At 38.2% G+C, this 23,698-nt stretch carries 20 protein-coding genes and 1 riboswitch; of the genes, 15 read left to right on the plus strand and 5 right to left on the minus strand.

Translation table 11 applies throughout. From position 1 onward, the window contains the following. Nucleotides 1-88 precede the first annotated feature (88 nt). Nucleotides 89-880, minus strand: a complete 792-nt coding sequence (locus tag NSQ95_RS04935; RefSeq protein WP_340884688.1) for an SDR family oxidoreductase — start codon at nt 878-880, stop codon at nt 89-91. Between the two features lie 488 nt (nt 881-1,368). Between NSQ95_RS04935 and NSQ95_RS04940 the strand changes: the two genes are divergently transcribed. From NSQ95_RS04940 to NSQ95_RS05010, 15 genes are all read left to right on the plus strand, one after another. Next, nucleotides 1,369-1,863, plus strand: a complete 495-nt coding sequence (locus NSQ95_RS04940; RefSeq protein ID WP_169358843.1) for a C40 family peptidase — start codon at nt 1,369-1,371, stop codon at nt 1,861-1,863. A gap of 388 nt (nt 1,864-2,251) precedes the next feature. After that, complete coding sequence (locus NSQ95_RS04945) at nt 2,252-2,662, plus strand: PilZ domain-containing protein (protein WP_342560434.1); 411 nt, start codon at nt 2,252-2,254, stop codon at nt 2,660-2,662. 81 nt (nt 2,663-2,743) lie between these two features. After that, entirely contained in the window at nt 2,744-3,301 is a 558-nt protein-coding gene (gene raiA / locus NSQ95_RS04950) for a ribosome-associated translation inhibitor RaiA (RefSeq protein WP_251552802.1), read from the plus strand. A 702-nt stretch (nt 3,302-4,003) separates the two neighbouring features. Then, entirely contained in the window at nt 4,004-6,514 is a 2,511-nt protein-coding gene (gene secA, locus NSQ95_RS04955; protein WP_340886066.1) for a preprotein translocase subunit SecA, read from the plus strand. 28 nt (nt 6,515-6,542) lie between these two features. Beyond that, nucleotides 6,543-7,644, plus strand: a protein-coding gene (gene prfB, locus NSQ95_RS04960) for a peptide chain release factor 2 (RefSeq protein ID WP_340886063.1) whose coding sequence is annotated in 2 segments (ribosomal slippage) — nt 6,543-6,614 and nt 6,616-7,644 — 1,101 coding nt in all. Because the reading frame shifts where the segments join, the coding sequence is not laid out codon by codon here. Between the two features lie 75 nt (nt 7,645-7,719). Continuing rightward, the gene (locus NSQ95_RS04965) at nt 7,720-9,183 is read left to right on the plus strand and encodes a methyl-accepting chemotaxis protein (protein WP_342560435.1); all 1,464 of its coding nucleotides are present in this window, start codon (nt 7,720-7,722) and stop codon (nt 9,181-9,183) included. Nucleotides 9,184-9,391: 208 nt separating this feature from the next. Continuing rightward, nucleotides 9,392-10,219 carry a YitT family protein gene (locus NSQ95_RS04970; protein WP_342560788.1) on the plus strand — a complete coding sequence of 276 codons (828 nt, stop codon included), beginning with the start codon at nt 9,392-9,394 and terminating at the stop codon, nt 10,217-10,219. Between the two features lie 48 nt (nt 10,220-10,267). Beyond that, a complete protein-coding gene (gene cccB, locus NSQ95_RS04975; RefSeq protein WP_340884679.1) occupies nt 10,268-10,618 on the plus strand; it encodes a cytochrome c551 in 351 nt (116 codons plus the stop codon). Between the two features lie 1,317 nt (nt 10,619-11,935). Beyond that, complete coding sequence (ftsE, locus tag NSQ95_RS04980) at nt 11,936-12,622, plus strand: cell division ATP-binding protein FtsE (RefSeq protein WP_340884677.1); 687 nt, start codon at nt 11,936-11,938, stop codon at nt 12,620-12,622. After that, nucleotides 12,612-13,499 (plus strand): permease-like cell division protein FtsX, encoded by an 888-nt coding sequence (gene ftsX, locus NSQ95_RS04985; RefSeq protein ID WP_342560436.1) that lies wholly within the window; start codon nt 12,612-12,614, stop codon nt 13,497-13,499. Before ftsE ends, ftsX begins: the two co-directional genes overlap by 11 nt. A gap of 28 nt (nt 13,500-13,527) precedes the next feature. Beyond that, nucleotides 13,528-14,835, plus strand: a complete 1,308-nt coding sequence (locus NSQ95_RS04990) for a peptidoglycan DD-metalloendopeptidase family protein (RefSeq protein ID WP_340884672.1) — start codon at nt 13,528-13,530, stop codon at nt 14,833-14,835. A gap of 184 nt (nt 14,836-15,019) precedes the next feature. Beyond that, on the plus strand, nt 15,020-15,598 hold the full coding sequence (locus NSQ95_RS04995) for a redoxin domain-containing protein (RefSeq protein ID WP_342560437.1): 579 nt from the start codon (nt 15,020-15,022) through the stop codon (nt 15,596-15,598). 72 nt (nt 15,599-15,670) lie between these two features. Further along, nucleotides 15,671-17,092, plus strand: coding sequence for a S41 family peptidase (locus tag NSQ95_RS05000; RefSeq protein WP_340884666.1), 1,422 nt, complete (start codon nt 15,671-15,673; stop codon nt 17,090-17,092). Nucleotides 17,093-17,174: 82 nt separating this feature from the next. Beyond that, nucleotides 17,175-18,344 carry a PDZ domain-containing protein gene (locus NSQ95_RS05005; protein WP_342560438.1) on the plus strand — a complete coding sequence of 390 codons (1,170 nt, stop codon included), beginning with the start codon at nt 17,175-17,177 and terminating at the stop codon, nt 18,342-18,344. A gap of 8 nt (nt 18,345-18,352) precedes the next feature. Further along, nucleotides 18,353-18,604 carry a CsbA family protein gene (locus tag NSQ95_RS05010; RefSeq protein WP_169361045.1) on the plus strand — a complete coding sequence of 84 codons (252 nt, stop codon included), beginning with the start codon at nt 18,353-18,355 and terminating at the stop codon, nt 18,602-18,604. A 308-nt stretch (nt 18,605-18,912) separates the two neighbouring features. On the opposite strand, the gene NSQ95_RS05015 is transcribed toward NSQ95_RS05010, so the two are convergent. From NSQ95_RS05015 to NSQ95_RS05030, 4 genes are read right to left on the minus strand one after another with little or no spacing between them, the layout of a single operon-like run. Continuing rightward, complete coding sequence (locus NSQ95_RS05015; protein ID WP_340884660.1) at nt 18,913-20,115, minus strand: M20 family metallopeptidase; 1,203 nt, start codon at nt 20,113-20,115, stop codon at nt 18,913-18,915. 20 nt (nt 20,116-20,135) lie between these two features. Then, nucleotides 20,136-20,999, minus strand: a complete 864-nt coding sequence (locus NSQ95_RS05020) for a MetQ/NlpA family ABC transporter substrate-binding protein (RefSeq protein WP_342560439.1) — start codon at nt 20,997-20,999, stop codon at nt 20,136-20,138. A gap of 11 nt (nt 21,000-21,010) precedes the next feature. Continuing rightward, nucleotides 21,011-21,673 (minus strand): methionine ABC transporter permease, encoded by a 663-nt coding sequence (locus NSQ95_RS05025; RefSeq protein ID WP_342560440.1) that lies wholly within the window; start codon nt 21,671-21,673, stop codon nt 21,011-21,013. Next, nucleotides 21,663-22,688, minus strand: coding sequence for an ATP-binding cassette domain-containing protein (locus NSQ95_RS05030; RefSeq protein ID WP_342560441.1), 1,026 nt, complete (start codon nt 22,686-22,688; stop codon nt 21,663-21,665). Before NSQ95_RS05030 ends, NSQ95_RS05025 begins: the two co-directional genes overlap by 11 nt. Before the next feature lie 148 nt (nt 22,689-22,836). Further along, nucleotides 22,837-22,945, minus strand: a riboswitch (SAM riboswitch). Nucleotides 22,946-23,698: the final 753 nt, after the last annotated feature.

A 23,698-nucleotide genomic window follows, 5' to 3' on the forward strand; every position in this document is an offset into this window, starting at 1 on the left:
GCCTCCCATTCTTAGATGGAGGCATTTTTTCTTATGTTCCAAATGCAATAAAAAAAGACTGGAACAAACTCCAGTCTTCTTCCTCATTTTATAATGCCTTCAGCATTCCACCATCAATTACTAGGCTTTGGCCTGTCATATAAGTATTTGCCTCAGAGCATAAAAACGTGATGACTTTTGCAAATTCAGCAGGCTCTCCATATCTGCCCATCGGAATGATTTGTTTAAACCCTTCTCGAACCTCTTCTACGGTTATCTCACGCTTCTTTGCTGCAATTTCATCTAGCTCTGTTACGCGATCTGTTTGAATGCGCCCTGGTCCAACGGTATTAATCAAAATATTATCCTTGCCATATTCTCTTGCAATACTTTTAGACAAACCAACCATACCCAATCGGAAGGTATTCGACAAAATTAGACCATCTAATACTTCTTTAGTAGAAGATGACGAAATGTTTACTATTCTACCGAATTTTTGTGCTTGCATGAATGGAATAGCTTGTCGAATGGTACGTATATAGCTAAGGAGATTTTTTTCAAATGCATCCATCCAGTCTTGGTCGGTTACTTGTCCGAATCCTCCTGGAGATGGGCCACCAGCATTATTGACTAAAATGTCTACTCCACCAAGCTTAGTTTCTGCTTCTTTAAATAATTGAGCAATATCCTCTTCCTTCGTAACGTCACAAACGGTGTAGAAGATATTTGGATTGGAACTATGTTGTTTAATGTCCTCCATGGTTACCTTTAATTCTTCTTCATTGCGACTAGAGATAAGCACCTTTGCTCCTTCTTGTGCAAACTGTAAAGCGGTTGCTTTTCCTAAGCCCTTACTTGATGCCGTCACTATAACACGTTTATTTTGGAGGCCTAAGTCCATTGAAGCGCTCAACCCTTTCTTTTCTTATTTATTAGTATATCTTACATTTAATATTCAGATTTGTCAGTGTAAATGATTATCCTTCGATATGATCGTCATTATTTGTTTAAACAGCAGCCTCCAAAGAGAGATTTATACGCTGTTTTTAATTTGTTAAATATTTTATTCCTCCTACTTTATAACTACCTATTTTTTTAGTATGCAGAGATGAATAAAATTATTCGTTTTGTCCTAAACACAGATTAAGAGAAGATTTCACAGATTTTACATCTATATTTAGCGAAGAAACCATCGACAATTGTCGATGGTTTTTTATTGAAAACCTTATGTATCAAGGGTTGTCCCAAATTTAACAAGAAATTTCTTTGATTACATTAGACGTCTTTTGTAATGAAAATGTTACATAACTGTAAAATAAAAAAGGTTTAAAGAGTGATAAGATGAATATAGTTAAGTTTTCAGAAAATTTATGACGTCGGAGGAACTACATGAACTTGAAGTCTATATCGCAAAAAGTCATTGGTATAATTATTTTATCTATGCTTTTAGTCACAATTCCATATGCAGCTAATACTGAAGCTTCTAGCTCAATAGATTCATCTGAATTAGTATCCACTGCTAAAAACTTAATAGGCATTAAATATCGCGGAGGCGGAACTACTACTGCTGGATTTGATTGTTCAGGGTTTGTAGGTTACGTATTTGATGATTTAGGAGTTAATCTTCCAAGATCATCCGCAGGTATGTATGCAAAAGGATCAAAAGTAGAAAAGGACGATCTTTCATCAGGGGATCTAGTTTTCTTTAATACATCTGGTAAAGGCGTATCGCATGTTGGCATCTATATTGGAGACGGGAAATTTATTCACTCTTCAAGCTCAAAAGGTGTAAAGGTAGATAAGCTAAGCGATCCATATTATTGGGGCAAACGTTTTGTTGGAGCTAAACGAGTAGCAGATGTAACGATGACTGCAAATAAATAAACATATAACAAGGTACCTTATCGGATTAGTCGATAAGGTATTTTTTTATAGCTTCATATAATAATAGTTTTAATCACACTAGGATGGTTTGCATTTAATATATCAGCGGTTTTCTTTTTCTAAGCTTTATGATTTTTTATATGACTATGGCGACAACACACCCATTAAAGTTTCTCTGACTTATGATTACCACTTATAACTCCAATATAAGCGGAATTATAGTATGGAATATCAAAGTGTTTAAAATACATAATTAGGGTATAAAAGTAATAGCAACATTATTTTCATATACCTCTAGCAGTCGAATAATTTCTTGTAAATAAATTCTTTATTAGTCATAATGAAGAAAAATAGAAGGTTATTATTGGTTCTTGTGGGAGGACATAGTATGCAATATAAAAGAAATGAATATTTTCGGTACACATTTGGTGAACCTACTGAAGCAACTTTTCGTCTAATAAAAGAATCGGGAGGTGACCAACCTGCTGAATTCTCTAATAAGGGGAACTGTCAAATCGTAGATATAAGCCCGAATGGCTTGCGAATGGTCACAGAGCTATCCATTGCTATCGAGCTAATAAAGCGAATTGAGATAAGTTTTATTATTGATGAGACCCAGCTAGATATGATAGGTGAGCTTGTTTGGTGCAAGAAGAGTGTACATGGTTTCTTCGAATACGGAGTACGATTAGTTGGGGATCATGACACGGAGCAAAGAATTATTAATGAACTGAAAGCTCGCCGGAGAAAAGAAGTGGAAAATAAACCCAAAGATGTGACAAGATTCGACAAAAAATAATTATTTTATTTCTTAAAAAGAAGGATATTAAATAGGGATTGTAGAAATATTATATAGAGTTAAATTAAAGGAGGAGTTTACATGCTAAACTTTAACATTCGTGGAGAAAACCTTGAGGTGACTCCTGCAATTCGTGATTACGTTGAGGGCAAGATCGAAAAAGTTGGTCGATACTTTAACGAGGAAATTCAAGCGACTGCAAATGTCAACTTAAAGGTATACAATGACAAACAAACTAAGGTCGAAGTGACAATCCCGATGAAGAATTTAACTTTAAGAGCGGAAGAACGTCATACTGATATGTATGCCGCTATTGATTTAATAGTAGATAAATTAGAACGTCAAATTCGTAAATATAAAACTAAAGTAAATCGTAAAAGCCGTGAGCGTGAAGGGGTTGGAGCTTACTTCGCTGCAATCGATCCGCCAGATGCACCAGTTTCAAATTTAGAAGAAGACGAATACAATATCGTCCGTACTAAACAATTTGATTTAAAACCAATGGACCAAGAAGAAGCAGTTTTACAAATGAACATGCTTGGTCACAACTTCTTCATCTTCACTGATGCAGACTCAATGGGTACTCATATTGTTTATAAACGTAGAGATGGGAAATACGGTTTAATCGAAACAAACTAAATACATCAATGAAGCTTTCTGTGCCACATATGAATGGTCTATAGGGCATCGACAAAAAGCGACAAAGCTCTTCTCGTTACTTGAGAAGAGCTTTTAATATTGGGTAGGAAGTGTATCAGGGGATAAATTGATGTCTAGCTCCATCGCCTTGCCCCTCGGGGTCAAATGGATAAAAGCTGCGGTGGCTGAAGAGCTGCCTCCTCGCATTTCCCCATTTGCCTGTCGGGACAGAGATAGGCGGTTGCGCTTTTCTTGATGTCTAGCTCCACCGCCTTGCCCCTCGGGGTCAAATGGATAAAAGCTCCGGTGGCTGAGGAGCTGCCTCCTCGCTTTTCCCCATTTGCCTGTCGGGGCAGAGATAGGCGGTTGCGCTTTTCTTGATGTCTAGCTCCACCGCCTTGCCCCTCGGGGTCAAATGGGTAAAAGCTCCGGTGGCTGAGGAGCTGCCTCCTCGCTTTTCCCCATTTGCCTGTCGGGGCAGAGATAGGCGGTTGCGCTTTTCTTGATGTCTAGCTCCACCGCCTTGCCCCTCGGGGTCAAATGGGTAAAAGCTCCGGTGGCTGAGGAGCTGCCTCCTCACTTTTCTCCATTTGCCTGTCGGGGCAGAGATAGGCGGTTGCGCTTTTCTTGTGTTACTCATTTGCGTGACTTTGTAACGAATGGTAAAATGGAGAGTAAGACTAAATGGGAAGTGAATATAATATGCTTAACGTTCTGAATAAAGTATTCGATTTAAATAAACGCGAGTTAAAACGATTAGAAAAAATCGCAGATAAAGTAGAAGCATTAGCAGGAGAGATGGAAGCTCTTTCTGACGAAGCATTAAGTGCAAAAACAGTTGAATTCCGTGAAAGACTTGTCGGTGGAGAGAAATTAGACCAGCTTCTACCAGAAGCATTTGCTGTTGCGCGAGAAGGGGCTAGACGAGTACTTGGTCTGTATCCTTTCCGAGTACAAATTATGGGTGCTGCTGCATTAAATGAGGGCAATATAGCAGAGATGAAAACCGGGGAAGGTAAAACACTTACCTCCACGATGTCTGTTTATTTAAATGCGTTAAGTGGACAAGGCGTACACGTAGTAACTGTCAATGAATATCTTTCTAGTCGTGATGCGGAAGAGATGGGTAAATTATATAATTTCTTAGGTTTAACGGTAGGATTGAATTTAAATTCTCTTTCTAAAGATGAAAAACGTGAAGCTTACGCTGCTGATGTAACTTATTCAACCAATAATGAGCTTGGCTTCGATTATCTTCGTGACAATATGGTGCTTTATAAAGAAGAAAAAGTACAACGTCCGCTTCATTATGCTGTAATTGATGAGGTCGATTCAATCTTGATCGATGAAGCAAGAACTCCTTTAATTATCTCAGGACAGGCTAACAAAGCTGCAGCTTTATATATGCAAGCCAATGCTTTTGTTCGTACGTTAACGAAGGAAGAAGATTACACGTACGAAGAATCAACAAAAGGTGTTACTTTGACTGATGTAGGTGTGGAAAAAGTTGAAAAGGCGTTCCGTATAGATAACTTGTTTGATTTAACCCATGTTCGCTTAAACCATGCGATTAATCAATCCTTAAAGGCGCATGTTTCTATGCATCTAGATGTAGATTATGTGGTGCAAGATGGGGACGTAGTAATTGTTGACTCCTTCACTGGACGTTTGATGAAAGGTCGTCGCTATAGTGATGGCTTGCATCAAGCTATTGAAGCAAAAGAAGGGTTAGAGGTTCAAAATGAATCTATGACGATGGCTACAATTACGTTCCAAAACTTTTTCCGTATGTATGACAAGCTGTCAGGGATGACTGGTACAGCTAAAACAGAGGAAGAGGAATTCCGTAACATTTATAATATGAATGTTATAGCGATACCAACGAATAAGCCAATTGCTAGAGATGATCGTGCCGATTTAATCTATGCATCTATGAATGGGAAATTTGAAGCGGTTGCTGCAGATATTGCTGAACGAAATAAAAAAGGGCAGCCAGTACTGATTGGTACTGTTGCCATTGAAACTTCTGAAATCATTTCCAAGCTGTTAACAAAGCATGGCATTAAGCATAATGTATTAAATGCAAAAAACCATGAGCATGAGGCAGAAATAATTGCAACAGCTGGACATCTTGGTTCTGTAACGATTGCCACTAACATGGCTGGACGTGGTACAGATATCAAACTTGGAGATGGAGTACTAGAAGTTGGCGGTTTAGCTGTCATTGGTACAGAGCGTCATGAATCTAGACGTATTGATAATCAGCTACGTGGTCGTTCAGGGCGTCAAGGAGATCCAGGGGTAACACAATTCTATCTTTCTATGGAAGATGAATTAATGCGTCGATTTGGTTCAGATAATATGCGTAATATGATGTCTAAGATGGGTATGGATGATTCACAGCCAATCCAATCTAAGATGGTGTCACGCGCGGTAGAATCTGCTCAAAAACGAGTAGAGGGTAACAACTTTGACTCTCGTAAGCGATTGCTGCAATATGATGATGTATTACGTCAGCAACGTGAAATCATCTACAAAGAGCGTAATGAAGTTCTGGAAACAGAAAACATGCGTGACCTAGTGGAAACCATGATTTTCGCTGTTATTGAGCGTCTTGTAACTACGCACACTAATGCAGAAAACAAAGCAGAGTGGAATTACAAAGCGATAGAGGATTATATTCAAGCGAATATGCTTCCAGAGGGTGTTATTACGCAAGAAACTTTAGAAAATCTTTCTCAAGAAGAAGTTATTGAGAAGATTAAAGAAGAAGTTATCTCCTTCTATGATGCAAAAGAAGAAGAAATGACAGCTGAACGTATGCGCGAATTTGAAAAAGTTGTACTGCTTCGTTCAATTGACTCGAAATGGATCGATCATATTGATGCAATGGATCAGCTTCGCCAAGGGATTCACTTACGTGCATATGGTCAAACAGATCCGCTTCGCGAATATCAAAGTGAAGGCTTTGCAATGTTCGAGGCAATGGTTGAGTCAGTCCAAGAAGATGTTGCTAAATATGCGATGAAAGCAGAAATTCGTAACAACTTAGAGCGTGAAGAGGTTGCAAAAGGGCAAGCTGTAAATCCAAAAGAAGAAGGCGGTCCTGTAAAGAAAAAACCTGCTCGCAAGCAAGCAACAGTGGGACGTAACGAACCATGCCCATGTGGTAGTGGAGAAAAGTTTAAAAATTGCCACGGAGCAGTTAGATAATAGAGATATTCGGAGGAAATAAAAAATGATAGAAATTTCAGTTGTAAGAAATGAATTAGACCGTACGGCGGGCAAGTTAAATGACTTTAGGGGGTCTCTTTGACTTAGAAAACAAAGAGGTTCGTATACAAGAGCTAGAGGAATTAATGACTTTCCCTGACTTTTGGGATGATTCCCAAGGAGCTCAAAAGGTCATCAATGAGTTAAACGCTTTAAAAGGCATAGTGGAGCAATACAACGACCTTATGTCTACACAAGAAAACTTAGAAATGACGTTAGAGTTATTGAAAGAAGTTCCTGATGAAGAATTGCAAGAGGAGCTTGGCAGTGAGCTGAAAGAGTTTACAGCTGCACTGGGAGAGTTTGAGCTTCAACTTCTTTTAAGTGAGGAATACGACAAGCACAATGCTATTTTAGAATTACATCCAGGTGCTGGTGGAACTGAATCCCAAGATTGGGGTTCAATTCTTTTACGTATGTATCAGCGTTGGGCAGACAAACGTGGCTTTAAAGTAGAAACAATCGATTACTTGCCAGGAGACGAAGCAGGTATTAAATCGGTTACGTTACTGATCAAAGGTCACAATGCCTATGGTTACTTAAAAGCAGAAAAGGGTGTACATCGTCTAGTACGTATTTCACCGTTCGATTCATCTGGTCGTCGCCATACGTCCTTCGTGTCGTGTGAGGTAATGCCTGAATTTACGGATGAGATTGAAATTGAAATCCGCACAGAAGATTTGAAAATTGATACGTATCGTGCAACTGGTGCAGGTGGTCAGCATATCAATACAACGGACTCCGCTGTCCGTATCACTCACTTACCAACTAACTCGGTTGTAACATGCCAATCAGAGCGTTCACAGATTAAAAACCGTGAGCACGCAATGAAGCTTTTAAAATCAAAGCTGTACCAATTAAAAATCGAAGAACAGGAAGCTCAGCTTGCTGAAATTCGTGGAGAACAAAAAGAAATTGGATGGGGAAGTCAGATTCGTTCCTATGTATTCCACCCATACTCCATGGTTAAGGATCACCGTACCAATGAGGAAAGTGGAAATGTCCATGCAGTCGTTGATGGGGAAATTGACCCGTTTATTCATGCCTACTTACGTTCCAAAATAAATTAATAGACGGTAAAAAATCCCATGCTATAATAAAATAGTTGGGGTTTTTTATTATTTTAATTGAATTGAGGAAAAAGTATGAACATTGATGATTTAAAGCAGAAGGATTTATTAAAGAAAAATAATATTCTTTATTTAGCATTTGCATTAGCAGGTGGGCTTGGACTACTAGTTCAAATCATTATTCAAGCAAAGTCTGTAATTATTTTTTCAATAGGTATACCTGTAGGCGCTTCTATCATTTTTTATTTTTTAGCAAAAAAATCAATGAAAATAGCTAAATTATTTCCTTATATTATAATTTTAGCAGCCACAATCGTTGCAGTAAGTAATGCGTATTTCAATATAATCAGTTTAGCAACAGTTATTTTAGCGTTTTTTGTACTCGTATTAAGTAGTATACATAATGATCGTTTTGTATTTATATATGGCTATATTTTATCTGCTATTGCCTTATATATAAATGTTGCAATGGATGAACCAAATTTATTTGCTGGACAGACAATTAATGTATTCTTTATACAATTTATAATGGCTTTAGGCGTCTACCTACAAGTTACTCAAAGTAAATCTTTATTCGGGAAGATGCAGCAGTTAACGGAAGAAGCTGCCATTAAAGCTCAAGAAGACAATCTCTTGAATGACAAATTACAAAATGCAGTGCATGTCATTTCAACCAATTTAGAACAGATTCGCACAAGCACACAATCCGCTAATATTGCACAGCAGGAGATGCTATATGCAGTAGGGGAAGTGAGTGTCGGTGCTCAACGTCAGGCAGATCATGTGTCTGATATAGTACGAAACACTGAAGCAACTAGCAGCTCAGTAAAAGAAATGGCGAACAACTTAGAGCTAATTGTTCAAAAGGCAGAATCTGCTGGGCAAGATGCTTCAGAGGGCTCAAAAGTGATGGCAGAAATGACAAAAGATATCACCCAATTTACAATCTTTTTTGAAGAGTTAAATGAAACATTTCAAAACTTGTTCGAAAAAATTAATGAAACAAATCAATTTGCTAAAGATATTCGACAAATTACAGAGCAAACAAATCTATTAGCATTAAATGCCTCTATCGAAGCTGCCAGAGCTGGAGAGCATGGCAAAGGATTTTCTGTAGTAGCTGAAGAGATTCGAAAACTTGCAGGGGTAACCAATCAAACAGTAGAGAAGATAGATGACAATCTTAACAATGTCAATAAATTTAACGAGGCTGCTCTTCAAAAGCTGAAATTAGGGTTAGCACAAACGCACACACAAGCCGAAACAGCGGAACAATCCAATGAGTCCTTCAAAGGTCTGTTTGAAACGATGAAGACGCTTCAGTTATCATTAACAAGCTATTTAAAAGAGATTGAAACAATTGCTGAAAACAGCGAATCCATCAATGTAAGTACAACAGAGTTTGCTGCAATCATTGAAGAAAGCACAGCTACTGTCGAGGAAATCAATGCAACTTTAGTCAATATCACAGAGGATCAGCTTGCCATTTCGGACTATATCGACGAAACCTATAAGGAAGCACAATCTATTAGTAAATAATTGCTGGTAATTTAAGTGTATCTAATTTATTTTAGATACGCTTTTTTATTTTGTGCAAGTAGCCTGTTAATACACCATCTTGCTAAAGTTCACAAAAATCTTTTCTGTTGTTATACTATTTCAGGTTGAATAAAAGAATTTACATGAAAGAGGAATAGTAATGACTACTACGACAAATAATAGAGTTCATAAAGAAATTTCTCCTTGGATGGCGAATGTTAGAGATTATTTATATGTCATCATTGGTGCTGCCATTATAGCACTTGGCTTTAACGTCTTTCTTTTGCCAAACCAGGTTGCTTCAGGCGGAGTAAGTGGGATAAGTACTATCTTAAAAGGAGTTTTTGGCTGGGAGCCTGGGCTTGTTCAATATGCTTTTAACATTCCTTTGTTTATCGCAGGCTTAATATTTCTTGGTGCAAAATTTGGGATTAAATCTTTTGTAGGAACCTTAGTTTTACCTGCAGTAGTTTTGCTAACTGCAAGCTGGGAACCATGGACGTATAATCCTTTGTTAGGTGCATTATTCGGTGGTATTACGGTTGGCCTAGGTTTAGGAATCGTTTTTAGAGGCGGCGCATCAACAGGCGGAACAGACTTAGCAGCTCAAATCATAACCAAATATACTGGCTTTTCTTTAGGGAGAAGTGTCTTGCTAATCGATGGCCTAATAGTGTTGAGTGCTGCCGTAGTATTTGATATTGAACAAGCTTTATACGCTTTAATAGGTTTATTTGTAACTACTAAAACAATCGATATTGTGCAGCTAGGATTTAGCCAATCGAAAATGATTTATATCATTACGAATAAACAGGACGAAGTTAGAGATGCTATCTATAAGGAGATTGATCGAGGGGTAACTAAACTACCTGCATATGGTGGATATACCAATGAAGAGAAATCTATCCTTATGGTGGTGGCGTATCAGACTGAGTTCACAAAGATGAAACAAGTGGTTCAAACCATTGACCCCACTGCATTTGTAATAGTTTCTGATGCCTATGAGGTATTAGGAGAAGGTTTCAAAAGGTACTAAATTTGGTATAATATGAGTGCATTCATAATGTTGAGGGAGGTTCATTAAATGAATAAAAAATTATTAGCTGTTATCTTTGGAGCAGGTCTTATGCTTGCTGCTTGTGGCGGTGGAGACGACGAAGCAAAAGATACTGGCACAACTGACACTGGTGCAACTGATTCAACTGAAACCGCGTCTGTAGATGCTGAAAAAATTGTAAATTCTAAATGTATTAGCTGTCATGGCGGAAATTTAGAAGGACAAGGTAATTTCCCAGCACTTGCTGATGTAGGTTCTCGCTTATCAGAAGATGAGATCTTAGATGTTATTTTAAATGGTCGAGGCGCAATGCCAGGTAAAATTATTGAAGGCGCAGATGCAGAAGCAGTTGCTGCATGGTTAGCGGAGAAGAAATAAGATAGTAGGACACACAGCTACTTTTATTGGTAGCTGTTTTTTTTGTGGGAATGTGTCTATAGTGTAGGGGATGGTGTCCCAAAAATTAGAGGACGTGCGCCATAAATTAGATGAGTGCGCCCATAAAGTAAGTGAAGTTGTCCCGTAAATCTCAGGTATCCGCCCGTAAAGATGAAAAGTGCCCATAGAGTTGAGAGAAATGACCCATAAGTAAGAGGAAAGCGCCCATTAAGTAGGTGGATATGTCCCATAAAGGCGAGTTATCCGCCCGTAAGGTTGAAAAGTGCCCATAGAGTTGAGGGAAATGACCCATAAGTAAGAGGAAAGCGCCCATAAAATATGTCGAAGTGTCCTATACATGCGAGTTATCCGCCCGTAAGGTTGAAAAGTGCCCATAGAGTTGAGGGAAGTGACCCATAAGTAAGAGGAAAGCGCCCATAAAGTAAGTGGATATGTCCCATAAATGCGAGTTATCCGCCCGTAAGGTTGAAAAGTGCCCATAGAGTTGAGGGAAATGACCCATAAGTAAGAGGAAAGTGCCCATAAAGTAAGTGGATGTGTCCCATAAATCTCAGGTATCCGCCCGTAAGGTTGAAAAGTGCCCATAGAGATGAGGGAAATGACCCATAAGTAAGAGGAAAGCGCCCATAAAATATGTCGAAGTGTCCTATACATGCGAGTTATCCGCCCGTAAGGTTGAAAAGTGCCCATAGAGTTGAGAGAAATGATCCATAAGTAAGAGGAAAGCGCCCATTAAGTAGGTGGATGTGTCCCATAAATCTCAGGTATACGCCCATAAGGTTGAATTACTCTAATTGTTTCTAGAGGTGTAACCTAACCTCCAGCGAAACGCACATAAAGAGAGCAAAGTGTCGCCTAAATCCCAGCAACACGCACCTATCATCATCCCATAAAACTCCAATATCCACTCAATACCGCCCAAAAAATACCAGAAATATTACAAAACCCCTCACACCACACCCAAAATTCGCTCCAAGAAACTATCCCAACTTCATAGCTTTATTTGTAGATTTTCACAGAATGTTAACTATATTGGAGAAATAAACCTGTAGTTGTAAATATTTTCTCTGGCAAGAAAATATAGCAGGAATTATGAAAGAATGTGTAGAAATAAAGGGTATAGTCCTTTTGTAACTGAGTAAAAAACACTAAAAAAACTGAAAAATCGCTAATATTTTAGTTTTTCTGACTAAATTTACCTACAAAATGAAATCTATTTGTAACATTAAGAAAGACATCAAGTGTTATAATAAGCATTGTTGTATTTAATAAAAGAAAGTAATTAGGTGGTATAAAATGATAGAAATGACTAACGTCTATAAAAAATATCCTAATGGTATTGTTGCAGCTAACGGGATCGACGTAAATATTAAGCAGGGCGAATTTGTGTACGTAGTTGGACCAAGTGGAGCAGGAAAATCGACATTTATCAAAATGATGTATCGAGAAGAGCGCCCAACGTCAGGTACGATCATAGTCAATGGTATGAATTTAGCAACCTTAAAAAACAAAAATGTACCTTACTTGAGAAGACAAATTGGCGTTGTCTTTCAAGACTTCAAACTACTTCCTCGACTAAACGTGTATGAAAACGTTGCTTTTGCTTTAGAAGTAATAGAGGAATCCCCTAAGGTGATCCGTAAAAAAGTAATGGACGTATTGGAGCTAGTAGGACTAAAAAATAAGGCAAGAATGTTCCCGACTGAGCTATCAGGTGGAGAACAACAACGTGTTTCCATAGCGCGCTCCATTGTTAATACTCCTAAACTAGTAATTGCAGATGAGCCGACCGGAAATTTAGACCCCGAAACTTCATGGGAAATTATGAACACATTTGAAGAGATTAATTCCCGAGGAACTACAATTGTTATGGCAACTCATAATAGAGAAATTGTAAATACAATTCGACACCGTGTTATTGTAGTTGAGGGTGGCTTAATCACTCGAGACGAGTACGGAGGAGATTACGGATATGAAGGCTAGAACAGCAGGACGACACTTTAGAGATAGCTTAAAAAGTATCAGCAGAAATGGTTGGATGACATTTGCATCCGTCAGTGCTGTTACTGTTACATTATTACTGGTAGGCGTGTTCGTCATGATTATGATGAATTTAAATAAAGTAGCAGACGACCTAGAAAGAGACGTTGAAGTAAAAATTTATGTTGAATTGACAGCAAGTGAAGAAGACATTGCTAAGCTACAAGAAGACATTAAAAATATTCCGGGTGTTGCAGAGCTAGTATACGCGACTAAGGGAGAAGAATTAAAGAAACTGGTTATGGATTTTGGGTCAGATTTAGAGTTATATGAGCAAGAAAACCCATTACATAATGTATTTTATGCAAAAGCGGTAGACCCTCAAGAAACTGAAGCGATTGCGAAGGAAATCGATAAGTTAGATAACACATTTGAGGTTAGTTACGGAGAAGGAAAAATAGAACGATTATTTTCCGTGTTAAACATGGGTAGAAACGTGGGCGTAGTGTTAATCCTTGCTCTATTATTTACAGCTATGTTCTTAATCTCGAATACAATTCGAATAACGATTGTTGCTAGAAGAAGAGATATAGAGATTATGAAACTAGTTGGAGCTACAAACTGGTTTATCCGTATCCCATTCATATTAGAAGGAATGTGGCTTGGTATTTTAGGAGCGATTGTACCAATCACGTTAGTTACGGTGCTTTACTATAATCTTTATAATGCATTACAGCCGAAATTAGAGCTAGGAAATTTATTTAATTTACTAGAGTTTTCCCCATTTATTTATCAATTAAACGCATTAATTCTATTAATGGGAGTTTTAATCGGTATTTGGGGTAGTTTCATGTCAGTTAGAAAATTTTTACGAGTATAAGAAGGTATCTTGAAAGGAGCAATAAGATTTGAGAAGACAATCCAAATGGGTGTTGCGTATTGTCGCAATAGCTGCATCCGGAGCGCTACTATTTAACACACCAAGCGCTCTTGCCAATTCATTGAACGACCTTAAAAAAGAACAACAGAACATTCAAGAAAAGAAAAGTTCTATTCAATCGAATATTAAAGAAACTGAAACAAAAATTGATACTAATGAGTCTAAAATTGATCAAATAATGGCTCAAATCAAAAAGTTGGATAATGAAATCATGGCAACTGAAAAAAGTATTTCAGCGGTTTTAAGTGAGATTGAAAAGACTACAAGTGAAATCGAAGCATTAAAAGCTTCTATCGCTGAGTTGGAACAGAAAATTGCAGCTCGCGATGAATTGCTAAAAGAAAGAATACGAGCTGTTCAAGTTAGTGGCGGATCAGTCAATTATTTAGACGTATTACTTGGAGCTAATAGCTTCGTAGATTTTATTGACCGTTTTTCAGCAGTAAATACATTGATGGAAGCTGACCGTAAAATTCTAAAAGAACAGTCAGAAGATAAAAAAGAACTTGAAGAGCAAACTGCAAGCCTAGAGAAGAAACGTCAAGAGCAAGAAGCAAGTAAAGATCAGCTTCTCTCCTTAAAAGCTAATTTAGATGGCCAAAAATCTTCTAAGAGCACATTAGTAGATCAACTAGAAGTTGAACAAGCTAAACTTCTGGAAGACAAAGAACAAATGGAAACAGAATATGAAGAAGTTTTAAACCTAGATAAAGCGATTCAAGATAAAATTGTTGCAGAGCAAAAGCGTCAAGCAGAAATAGCTAGAAAAGCAGCAGAAGAGAAAAAGAAAAAAGCGGCTGCAGAACGTCAACGTCAGCAAGCTGCTAGCGGATCTTCAACTGCAATTCCTGCCGTTTCAGCTGGTAACTGGACTAAACCTGCATCAGGAAGCTTTACCTCTGGTTATGGATACAGAATGCATCCGATTTACGGTAAAGGAAAAATGCATTATGGTATAGATATTGCCAACAGTACTGGGACACCAGTATTATCGGCTGCTGATGGAGTCGTATCGTATGCATCACCTTTAAGCACATACGGTAATGTAATTATGGTGACTCATTCTATTGATGGTCAAACTTTCACTTCATTATATGCTCATTTAAGCAGTATAGGTGTAGGAGTTGGACAAGTTGTCTCTAAAGGGCAACGTATCGGAGCAATCGGAACTACAGGTAATTCCACTGGACCACATCTTCACTTTGAAATCCATTTAGGATATTGGGAAGGTATGGCAGGTAACTCAGTGAATCCATTGAGATACATTTCTTTATAAAAGTAAAACTATAGTGAGCATTCAATTATTATATAATTGGATGCTTATTTTTATATATTTTAAACTTCATAGAAGTCTTATTTTGTACACATTTGGAAAAAACATAAGCTATCGAATGGTATCTATTAGGATTTATGCATATAATTAAAATAATAATATTTTATAAGTAAAGTGGAGGTTAAGTGTGAAAAAAATAATTGGATTACTAGTTATAGGTTTCTTAATAGCGATTGCTACTATATCATTTGTAAAAAACAATATTGATGAAAAGGAAGATCCTTTTGAAGGAGAACAAATGGGAACGGATATGGCAGAGAACCCAGCAAATAAAGGGACTGGTAAAGGTGATCAAGCTCCAGATTTCACTTTAACCACATTAGATGGAAAAGAAGTTTCGTTATCTGATTATAAAGGAAAGAAAGTAGTGTTAAATTTTTGGACCTCGTGGTGTCCGCCTTGTAAGGCAGAAATGCCGCATATGCAAAACTTTTACGAGGATATGACTGATGAAGATAATGTGGAGATCTTAGCAGTCAACCTTACTAGCAATGATCATGGATTAGATAAGGTTACTTCCTTTGTCGATGATTATGGTCTGACCTTTCCAATACCCTTGGACGAGGATGGCCGAGTAGAAAATGCGTACAAGATAATTCCTATTCCAACTACATACATGATCGATACTAACGGTATCATTCAAAATAAGATAGTAGGTCCTATGGATGAGCAAATGTTGATAGATTATGTCGATAAACTAAAATAAGAATCTGATTTTTGGGCAAGTATTAAACTTCGTTTTCCTCACATATATTAGTGGAAAACTAGGAGGTTGAACTTGCGCAAAAATCGGATTATTTTATTTGGATTCATTTTAGCCATTGTATTGGTATTAGGGTATTTATGGATGTCTGGAAAATCGTCAGAGTCCGAGAAAAGTAACGTTAGTAGTAGTCAAGTGATTGATGAGGCGTATCAGTTAATAAAAAAAGAGGCTGTTTTCTCGAAGAATGAAAAGTTATTAGTAGAGGGTGCAATTAGAGGCATGGCTGAAGCTTTAGAAGATCCACATTCTTCGTATTTAACGAAAGAGGAAGCGGAGACGCAAGAATCTTCTTTAGCTGAGGAACGGGTTGGTATTGGTGTAGAAATTATGAATTCTGGCGGTAAGTTTATTGTTGTAGCTCCCATTAAAGACTCTCCAGCTTACAAAGCAGGTTTGAAGCCTCAGGATGAAATCGTGCGGGTGAACAGTGAACGAGTAGATGGGAAATCTATGGCTGAATTAGTTCGATTATTAAGTGGTGACAAAGGCAGTAGTCTTAAAATGACGATATATCGTCCAAGCGAAAATCGTCATGTAGAGTTACATATGAAACGAGAGACAATCGCGTTGCATACTGTTTCCAGTGAAGTACTAGAGGTTGATGGAAAATCTATCGGTATTGTTACTATCACAATATTCGGAGAGAAAACGGCAGAAGAGTGGGAAAAACAAACAAAAGCGTTAGTCGAGCGAGGAATAAACGGACTAGTTGTGGATGTCCGAGGTAATCCTGGAGGTTATTTATTTAGCGTTTCTTCTATTATAGGAACCCTTCTACAAAATGGAAGTACATTTGCTTACATGCAAGATGCTAAAGGTGTTTTAGAAACGTTGAATACGGTAAATAAGGATACCCCTTATCTGAACAAGCTACCAGTTGTTTTATTGCAAAATGGAGGTAGCGCATCTGCAAGTGAAGTTTTGGCCGGAGCATTAAAAGATAATAATCGTGCCATGATCGTAGGAGAAACAAGCTTTGGTAAAGGTACTGTTCAAGAAACCCATCCTTTGTCTAATGGCGGAAAGTTAAAAATCTCTACCCATAAGTGGTTAACTCCAAAGCAACAATGGATTCATCATAAGGGGATAGAGGCAGATTTGAAGGTAGAGCAGGATGAGTTATTCAATACAGATATTAAATATTATCATGGTGAGTTCCACCAAGGAGATTATGGAGATGAAATTAAGTACGTACAACAAATTCTTAGTGGATTAGGCTACAACATATCACGCAAGGACGGTTATTTTGATGAAGCTACTGTTGAAGCCATAGATAAATATAGAGAGCAAAATAAACTAGAAATTAATTCGAAGCTAGATGAGACGTTCTTTCAGGATTTAACGAACACAATTAATGAGTATAAGGCGCGCAAAGAGAATGATCAGCAGCTTCAAATGGGTGTAAGTTATATAATTCACACCTTAAATAAGTAACTTGAGACAATAAACCTATACGGAAGTTCTCCTCGTTTGTTACAATAATAGGAAGACTATGTTGTAAGCGAGGAGGATTCGTATGGTACAAGAAATATTAATAGAATTGGCAAAAGGGATTGGACGTTTCTTCCTTCATCCAGCTGTTTATATAACACTTCTTTTTTCTGTATTAATCGGATACTTTCGGGTGAAGAGAGAGAGAAAACAATTTCGAGCGAGAATACTTTGGGGTTGGACAGAGGCCAAGCATTTTTTGCTAGATGGTTATGTATGGGCAATTATTATATCTGTAATTAGTGTGGCGGTTGGATTGGTTATACCGTCCAGTTGGTTAATGGTTTATAGTGTATGGATGATTTTATTTGTTCTACTCTTTATGTATCAGGCCGGTTCTGCAATTTATGCAATTGCCTTAGCGGTAGCTACTTTTTATATCATGTTTTTCTATGATTGGTCTTATGAAATATTTTCATGGGAGATTGTTGGACAAGATATAGATGGACAAGTCATTGTTCCAATTGCTATTTTAGCGGGTTTATTGCTGATAGCAGAGGGTTATATTATCCAAAAGCATGGAGCGACAAATGCTTCGCCTAGATTGGTTAAAACGGCAAGAGGCAGCGAGGCAATGGAATATGTTACTAAACGACTTTGGTTGTTACCGATTCTATTAGTCATACCTGGAGATGTTATACATACATATCTACCGTTTTGGCCACAGTTTACTTTAGGAGAGTCTACATTTTCTTTAATATTGTTTCCTTTTGTAATAGGCTTTCAACAAAAAAGCAGACATTCGCTGGCAGAGAATTTTTTCCCTAAGTACGGAAAAAAGGTGTGGCAATTAGGAATAATCGTGACAGTTGTAGCAGCGGTAGGCTATATAGAACCACTTATCAGTCTAATAGCTTTGGCGTTGGGAGTAATAGGAAGACTAGTAATATCCTTTGTTGAGTATAGAAGAGAGCGTAATGGCTCCTTTGCTGTGTCTCCGCAATCAAATGGGGTAATGATTGCTGGTGTGCTTTCCGACTCTCCAGCAGAAAAGATGGGCTTAAAAATTGGAGAATGTATAGTTAAAGTAAACGGACAAAAAGTAACAGATGAGCAAGAGCTTTATGAAGCTGTTCAAATCAATGCAGCCCATTGTAGATTAGAAGTATTGGATCATAATGGAGAGCTTCGATTGAGACAGCATGTTTTGTTTAGACATGACCATTACAGACTAGGATTAATCTTAGTAAGGTAGGAGAAACAATGGAAACTTTATCTATACCAACACAAGTGATACTTGCGATTGTTGCACCTGCTTTGTTAGTTGTGCTATTTACTCGAATTACCTTTAATCGATATGTGGCCTTGCTACTAACAGTCGCTCTCTTCGCAGCATCTGTGTATGCAGGCTATACTCATCGTTGGTGGATTTATATATTAGATGCTGCATCTCTGACATTTGGATTTTGGTATGCTAGCTATATGAAAGCGCGCGACAAAAAATCCGCCCCATAAAGGGCGGATTTTTTTTTACCTATCGACTGATGGAAATTAATAGTTTAGTAGACTTCCTCAAACAGGGGGAGGCAAGAGGAAGTCAATTGGTAAAGTGAGATACTTGGATTGATGCAACACTTCAAGCCGTAAGTGCAACACTTTCCATTTAGTGCAACACTTCGGGTAAAATGCGCAACACTTGAAGTCATTCCCGCAACACTTTGCCCATGTACAATACTTTCAGCGGCTACTGCAACACTTCTACCCAAATGCCAAAACTTCACCATTTAACCATAGGCTATCATTCAGCGAATCAGGTATTCATCTCAATCTTGCTTCTTAGCTAGCGCTTCTTCATATTCCTTTCGTACGTTGTGAAGCAGTTCAGCATCTGTTAGGATGCGATAGCCGGTATTGGCTAGAGCCTTAGCTCCCTTAATTAGTGCTTCGTCGCCAAGCTGGGATTTGGCAGCTTCACGGAACTCGATGGTGTGACCTACTAAATCATCTGGACCAATTTTAATATGTGGATGGGCAGTAGGGACAGCATAGCTGATGTTGCCAGCGTCTGTTGATCCTTTGCCTTTTCGTTTTTCTGTATGGACAAACTCTCCTACTGCCTCAAGCTCTTCATGAAGAATTTCATCTAATTTAGAATTTAATACAAAGTCCTGAACCTCGTTTTGGAATCGCTCAATTCGTACAGAGGCTCCTGTTGCAAGTGCTGCGCCATTTGCAATAGCATGGACTTTTTCTGCTACTTCCTCTGTTTTCTTCCAGCTTTCTGCTCGGATATAGAAGCGAGCAGAAGCGTAGTCAGGAATAATGTTTGGAGCATCTCCACCGTGGGTGATGATTCCATGGATACGTACATTGCTTGGAAGCTGCTGACGAAGGGCATTAATGCCATTGAATAAAAGAATGACAGCGTCTAAAGCGTTTATTCCTTTCTCTGGAGATCCAGATGCATGTGCTGCTTTCCCATGAAAATGAAAATCTAATGGATCCACAGCCAGTGTTTCACCAGTTAAAGAAGTCTTACCAGAAGGGTGAATCATTAGTGCAACATCAACATCTTTAAGGAAACCGTGTTTCACAAAACTTCCTTTTGCACTTCCATTTGGTCCACCTTCCTCAGCGGGAGTCCCAAGAACGACTACGTTTCCTCCTGTGAGAGGGAGGGCCTCTGCTAAGGCAATTCCAGCTGCAACGCTCGTTGTTCCGATAATATTATGCCCGCATGCGTGACCTAGTCCTGGAAGGGCATCATACTCTGCAAGGTAAGCTACGGTTGGCCCTTCTTTTGCTCCCTTTTTTATAGCGTAGAAGGATGTTTCATGGCCTGCAACGGAAGTAGTTACCTCGAAGCCGGCGTCACGTAGTAGCTTTACATGTTTTGCACTAGCGAAGAACTCCTGGTTGCCGATTTCAGGATTATTATGGATTTCCTGACTGACCTGCACGTATAATTCTTTGTTTTCCTCAATTGACTTTAACAATAATTCCTTTGGTTCTTTTACAATACTCATCTGTATTCCTCCAATTTTTTTTATTTGATTAGATCTTCAAATGTTTTATCTAGTTGTTCTTGCGTTAAAATAACTAAAGCGGATCCGCCTTTTGTATCCTCGGTGATAACTTTTTGGATATCTTCTTCTTGATATAATTCGACAATACGTGTGTATGTTTCGTTATTTTTATCTTCTCCACGGGCTACTATTGTGTTGACATAAGGATAGATGGATTCATCCTTTCCTTCTTCTTTAAATATAGGGTCCTCACCAGGAGAGAAGCCAGCTTGACCGGCAACGCCGTTATTAATGATAGAAGCAGTAACGTCAGGTAACACTCGTGGTGTTTGCTGTGCAACCATTGGGATGATGTCTAGGTTCAATGGGTTCTCTACAATGCCACTTGGGTCTCCAAATAGGCCGAAGCTATCTGAAAGAGTGATTAAATCTGCAGACTCTAACAAACGAAGTGCACGAGCCTGGTTAGATGGATCATCTGGAATTGCAATTTTATCGCCTTTTTTAATTTCGCTAATGTCTTTGATTTTTTCGGAATAAACGCCAAGTGGTGCAAACATCGTTGAACCGATCGGAACAAGGTCATTACCACTTTCCTTTACATATTGGGATAGGAAAGAAATATGTTGGAAGGCATTTAAATCGATATCTCCCTGTGCTAAAGCATTATTGGGTAAAGTGTAGTCTGCAAACTCGATTAACTCGATTTCAATTCCTTCTTTTGCTGCTTTTTCCTTTAAAACTGGCCACTGGGCACCATCTGATCCATTCACTCCAATTTTCACTTTAACCGTATCTTTGTCTGAAGCAGCGGAAGAGTCGTTACAAGCTGCTAAGACTACTGCTGCTAGAAGAGCAATTATTAATAAACTAATTTTTTTCATATCTATTCTCCTTATCGTCTGATGAATTTTTTAGATAATGCATTTCCTAACCACTGGGCAAGCTGTACTAAAACGATGAGTATAACAACGGTTACGAGCATAACACTTCCCTCAAATCGCTGATATCCATAGGTCATTGCTACATGGCCTAGTCCGCCTCCGCCGACTGTCCCTGCTACAGCAGAAAAGTCTATTAAGCTAACAGTTATAAAAGTTAAGCCGAGAATAAGAGGTCCAAGAGCTTCAGGTATTAAAACGGTAAATATAATTCGTAAAGGACTTGCACCCATCGCTTGTGCTGCTTCTATCACCCCGGGATCAATGCTAACTAAGTTATTTTCCACAACTCGAGCTATAGAAAAGCTGGCGACAATCGTCATTGGGAAAATGGCGGCTGCAGTTCCAATAGTTGTTCCCATTACAAATCTAGTGAGCTGAGAGATGGCCACTAAAAAGATGATAAATGGGATTGGTCGAATAATATTGATTAATATGTTCAACACTTGAAAAACAATTTTGTTTTCTAAAATGTTTCTTTCTCGTGTTACGAATAATAGAAGACCTATCGTTATTCCTAAAATAGAACCAAATACTAAAGTGGCAATAACCATAATAATGGTTTCCCCAGTAGCTTCTACAATCCTTGGCCAGAAAGTACTCCAATCAACTTTCATGCTTTGCCACCTCCTGAATGTCAACGATTGTCTCTAGCTCATTAATGGCACTTTGTATTGCCACCGTGTCGCCTTCAAAAGACACGATTAAATCTCCAAAAAGCCTTTCCTGTAACTCTCGTATAGAACCATAAACAATATTGAAATGAATGCGATGCTTCTGAGTTATTTGAGATAAAATGGCTTTATTTGTTACGTCGCCCTTGAAGATTACTCGATAAAAGCCGTTGCCTCCTCGAGAACGCCAATCCTCTAAAATTTGTGGAGAAGGTAGATCCTGTTGTACAGATCGTATAAAGCGCTGAGAGGTAAGATGCTGTGGATCAGTAAATACATCGAATACGTCTCCTGATTCAATAACCTCTCCATTTTCCATTACAGCTACTCGATCGCAAATGGACTGAATGACGTGCATTTCATGTGTGATTAACAAAATGGTAATTCCAAATTCCTTATTCACCTTTTTAAGTAAGCGAAGAATTTCTGCAGTAGTTTCGGGATCCAATGCAGAAGTTGCTTCATCGCAAATGAGAATATCAGGTGATGTTGCAAGAGCTCGAGCAATGCCAACGCGCTGTTTCTGTCCTCCAGATAATTGACTAGGGTAATCCTTTTCCTTATCAGAAAGTCCGACAAAGCTAAGTAGTTCAGTCACTCTTTTTGTAATTTCATTTTTACTCAAGCCCGCTAGCTTTAGAGGGTAAGCTATATTTCCGCCAACTGTTCGAGAGTGGAACAAGTTAAAGTTTTGAAAAATCATTCCAATATTTCTTCGTCTTGCTCGTAACTGTTTGGAAGTCAATGATTTAACATCGATATTCTGAATAAATACAGAGCCTGCAGAAGGACGTTCCAGCATATTAACTAGTCGGAGCAGCGTACTCTTTCCCGCACCACTAAATCCTATGATGCCAAATATCTCACCTTCTTTTATTTTTAGAGAAACATCTTTTACTGCATGCACCTCCCGCTTGCCAAGACGAAAGGTCTTGGAAACATTTTTAAACTCGATCATTCAAATTACCTCCTCATACATCATTGGTTCGTTACAGACAAAAGATAGTCATCTACCTTTCTATCACGAGAAAAAGAGAGCTTCCTTGTTCTTATCTAAAAACGATAAGAAAAAGAAAGCTCTCCAGAATTTACGAAAAAGCCAACTTTTCTCATCTTTCAAGCATTGCGCTTGCAGGAGTTGGCACAGTATTCAAAGATTTGAACCTGTTGCCGAAACGTCATAGGGCCTGATCCCTCGGTTTCTCTAGATAAGAAAGTGATGTGCTATTTAATTGTTGTAAGAATTGTTTTAAACTTTAAACAATAAAAACATAACAGTCAAGAGGTTTTCAAAATTAGGGTAATTTGAACTACTTAATTGATTAATTAAATATAAATTTTTGAAGGGTTCGAAAAAATAATAAATAATATAGTTTTATACGCTAGGAGGAAGCATTCATGGATGAGCTATAACTTATCCGTCATCGCTTCCCCTCGATCAATAATTCGTAAAAGAGTTTTTAATAAAGGCTATGTTAAAGAGTAGGGTTGATTTATGATGCAAAGAAATCTATAAATCAGAAAGTAGAATTGATTTCCGCCCCAGCCGGACGCTTTCCTCGGGGTGAGCGATAAGCCATCACCCATCGCTTACGCGCGTGGTTGTGATGTCTTATCTGTCTCACTCATCCCGTAGGAGTCGCCGTCTGGCGCTCCAATCAATAAATGGGAATGGCTTTCCTTTATCGATAAAGCGCGAATAAGTTTACTCGCATAATCAAAGCTAAAAAACTGTCACCAACCCCAAATTCATCATCTTTTTATGTTCTTACTAGCCATTTGAAAGTTCCTTTGTTTATGTTTACAGTCACTATAAAAAAGAATTGTGAGTCAAAATCAACCAATAACTTCAACAAAGCTTATTTAAATTACAAATTTATTAAAGTCACGGACAATTAAGAGAGAATTATTAAAAATATAAAGTTTTGTACTCTACGAGGAGGCATTCGTCGGTGAACGATAAGCTAT

It is taken from the genome of Psychrobacillus sp. FSL W7-1457 (genome assembly GCF_038593405.1).
Taxonomy (GTDB): Bacteria; Bacillota; Bacilli; order Bacillales_A; family Planococcaceae; genus Psychrobacillus.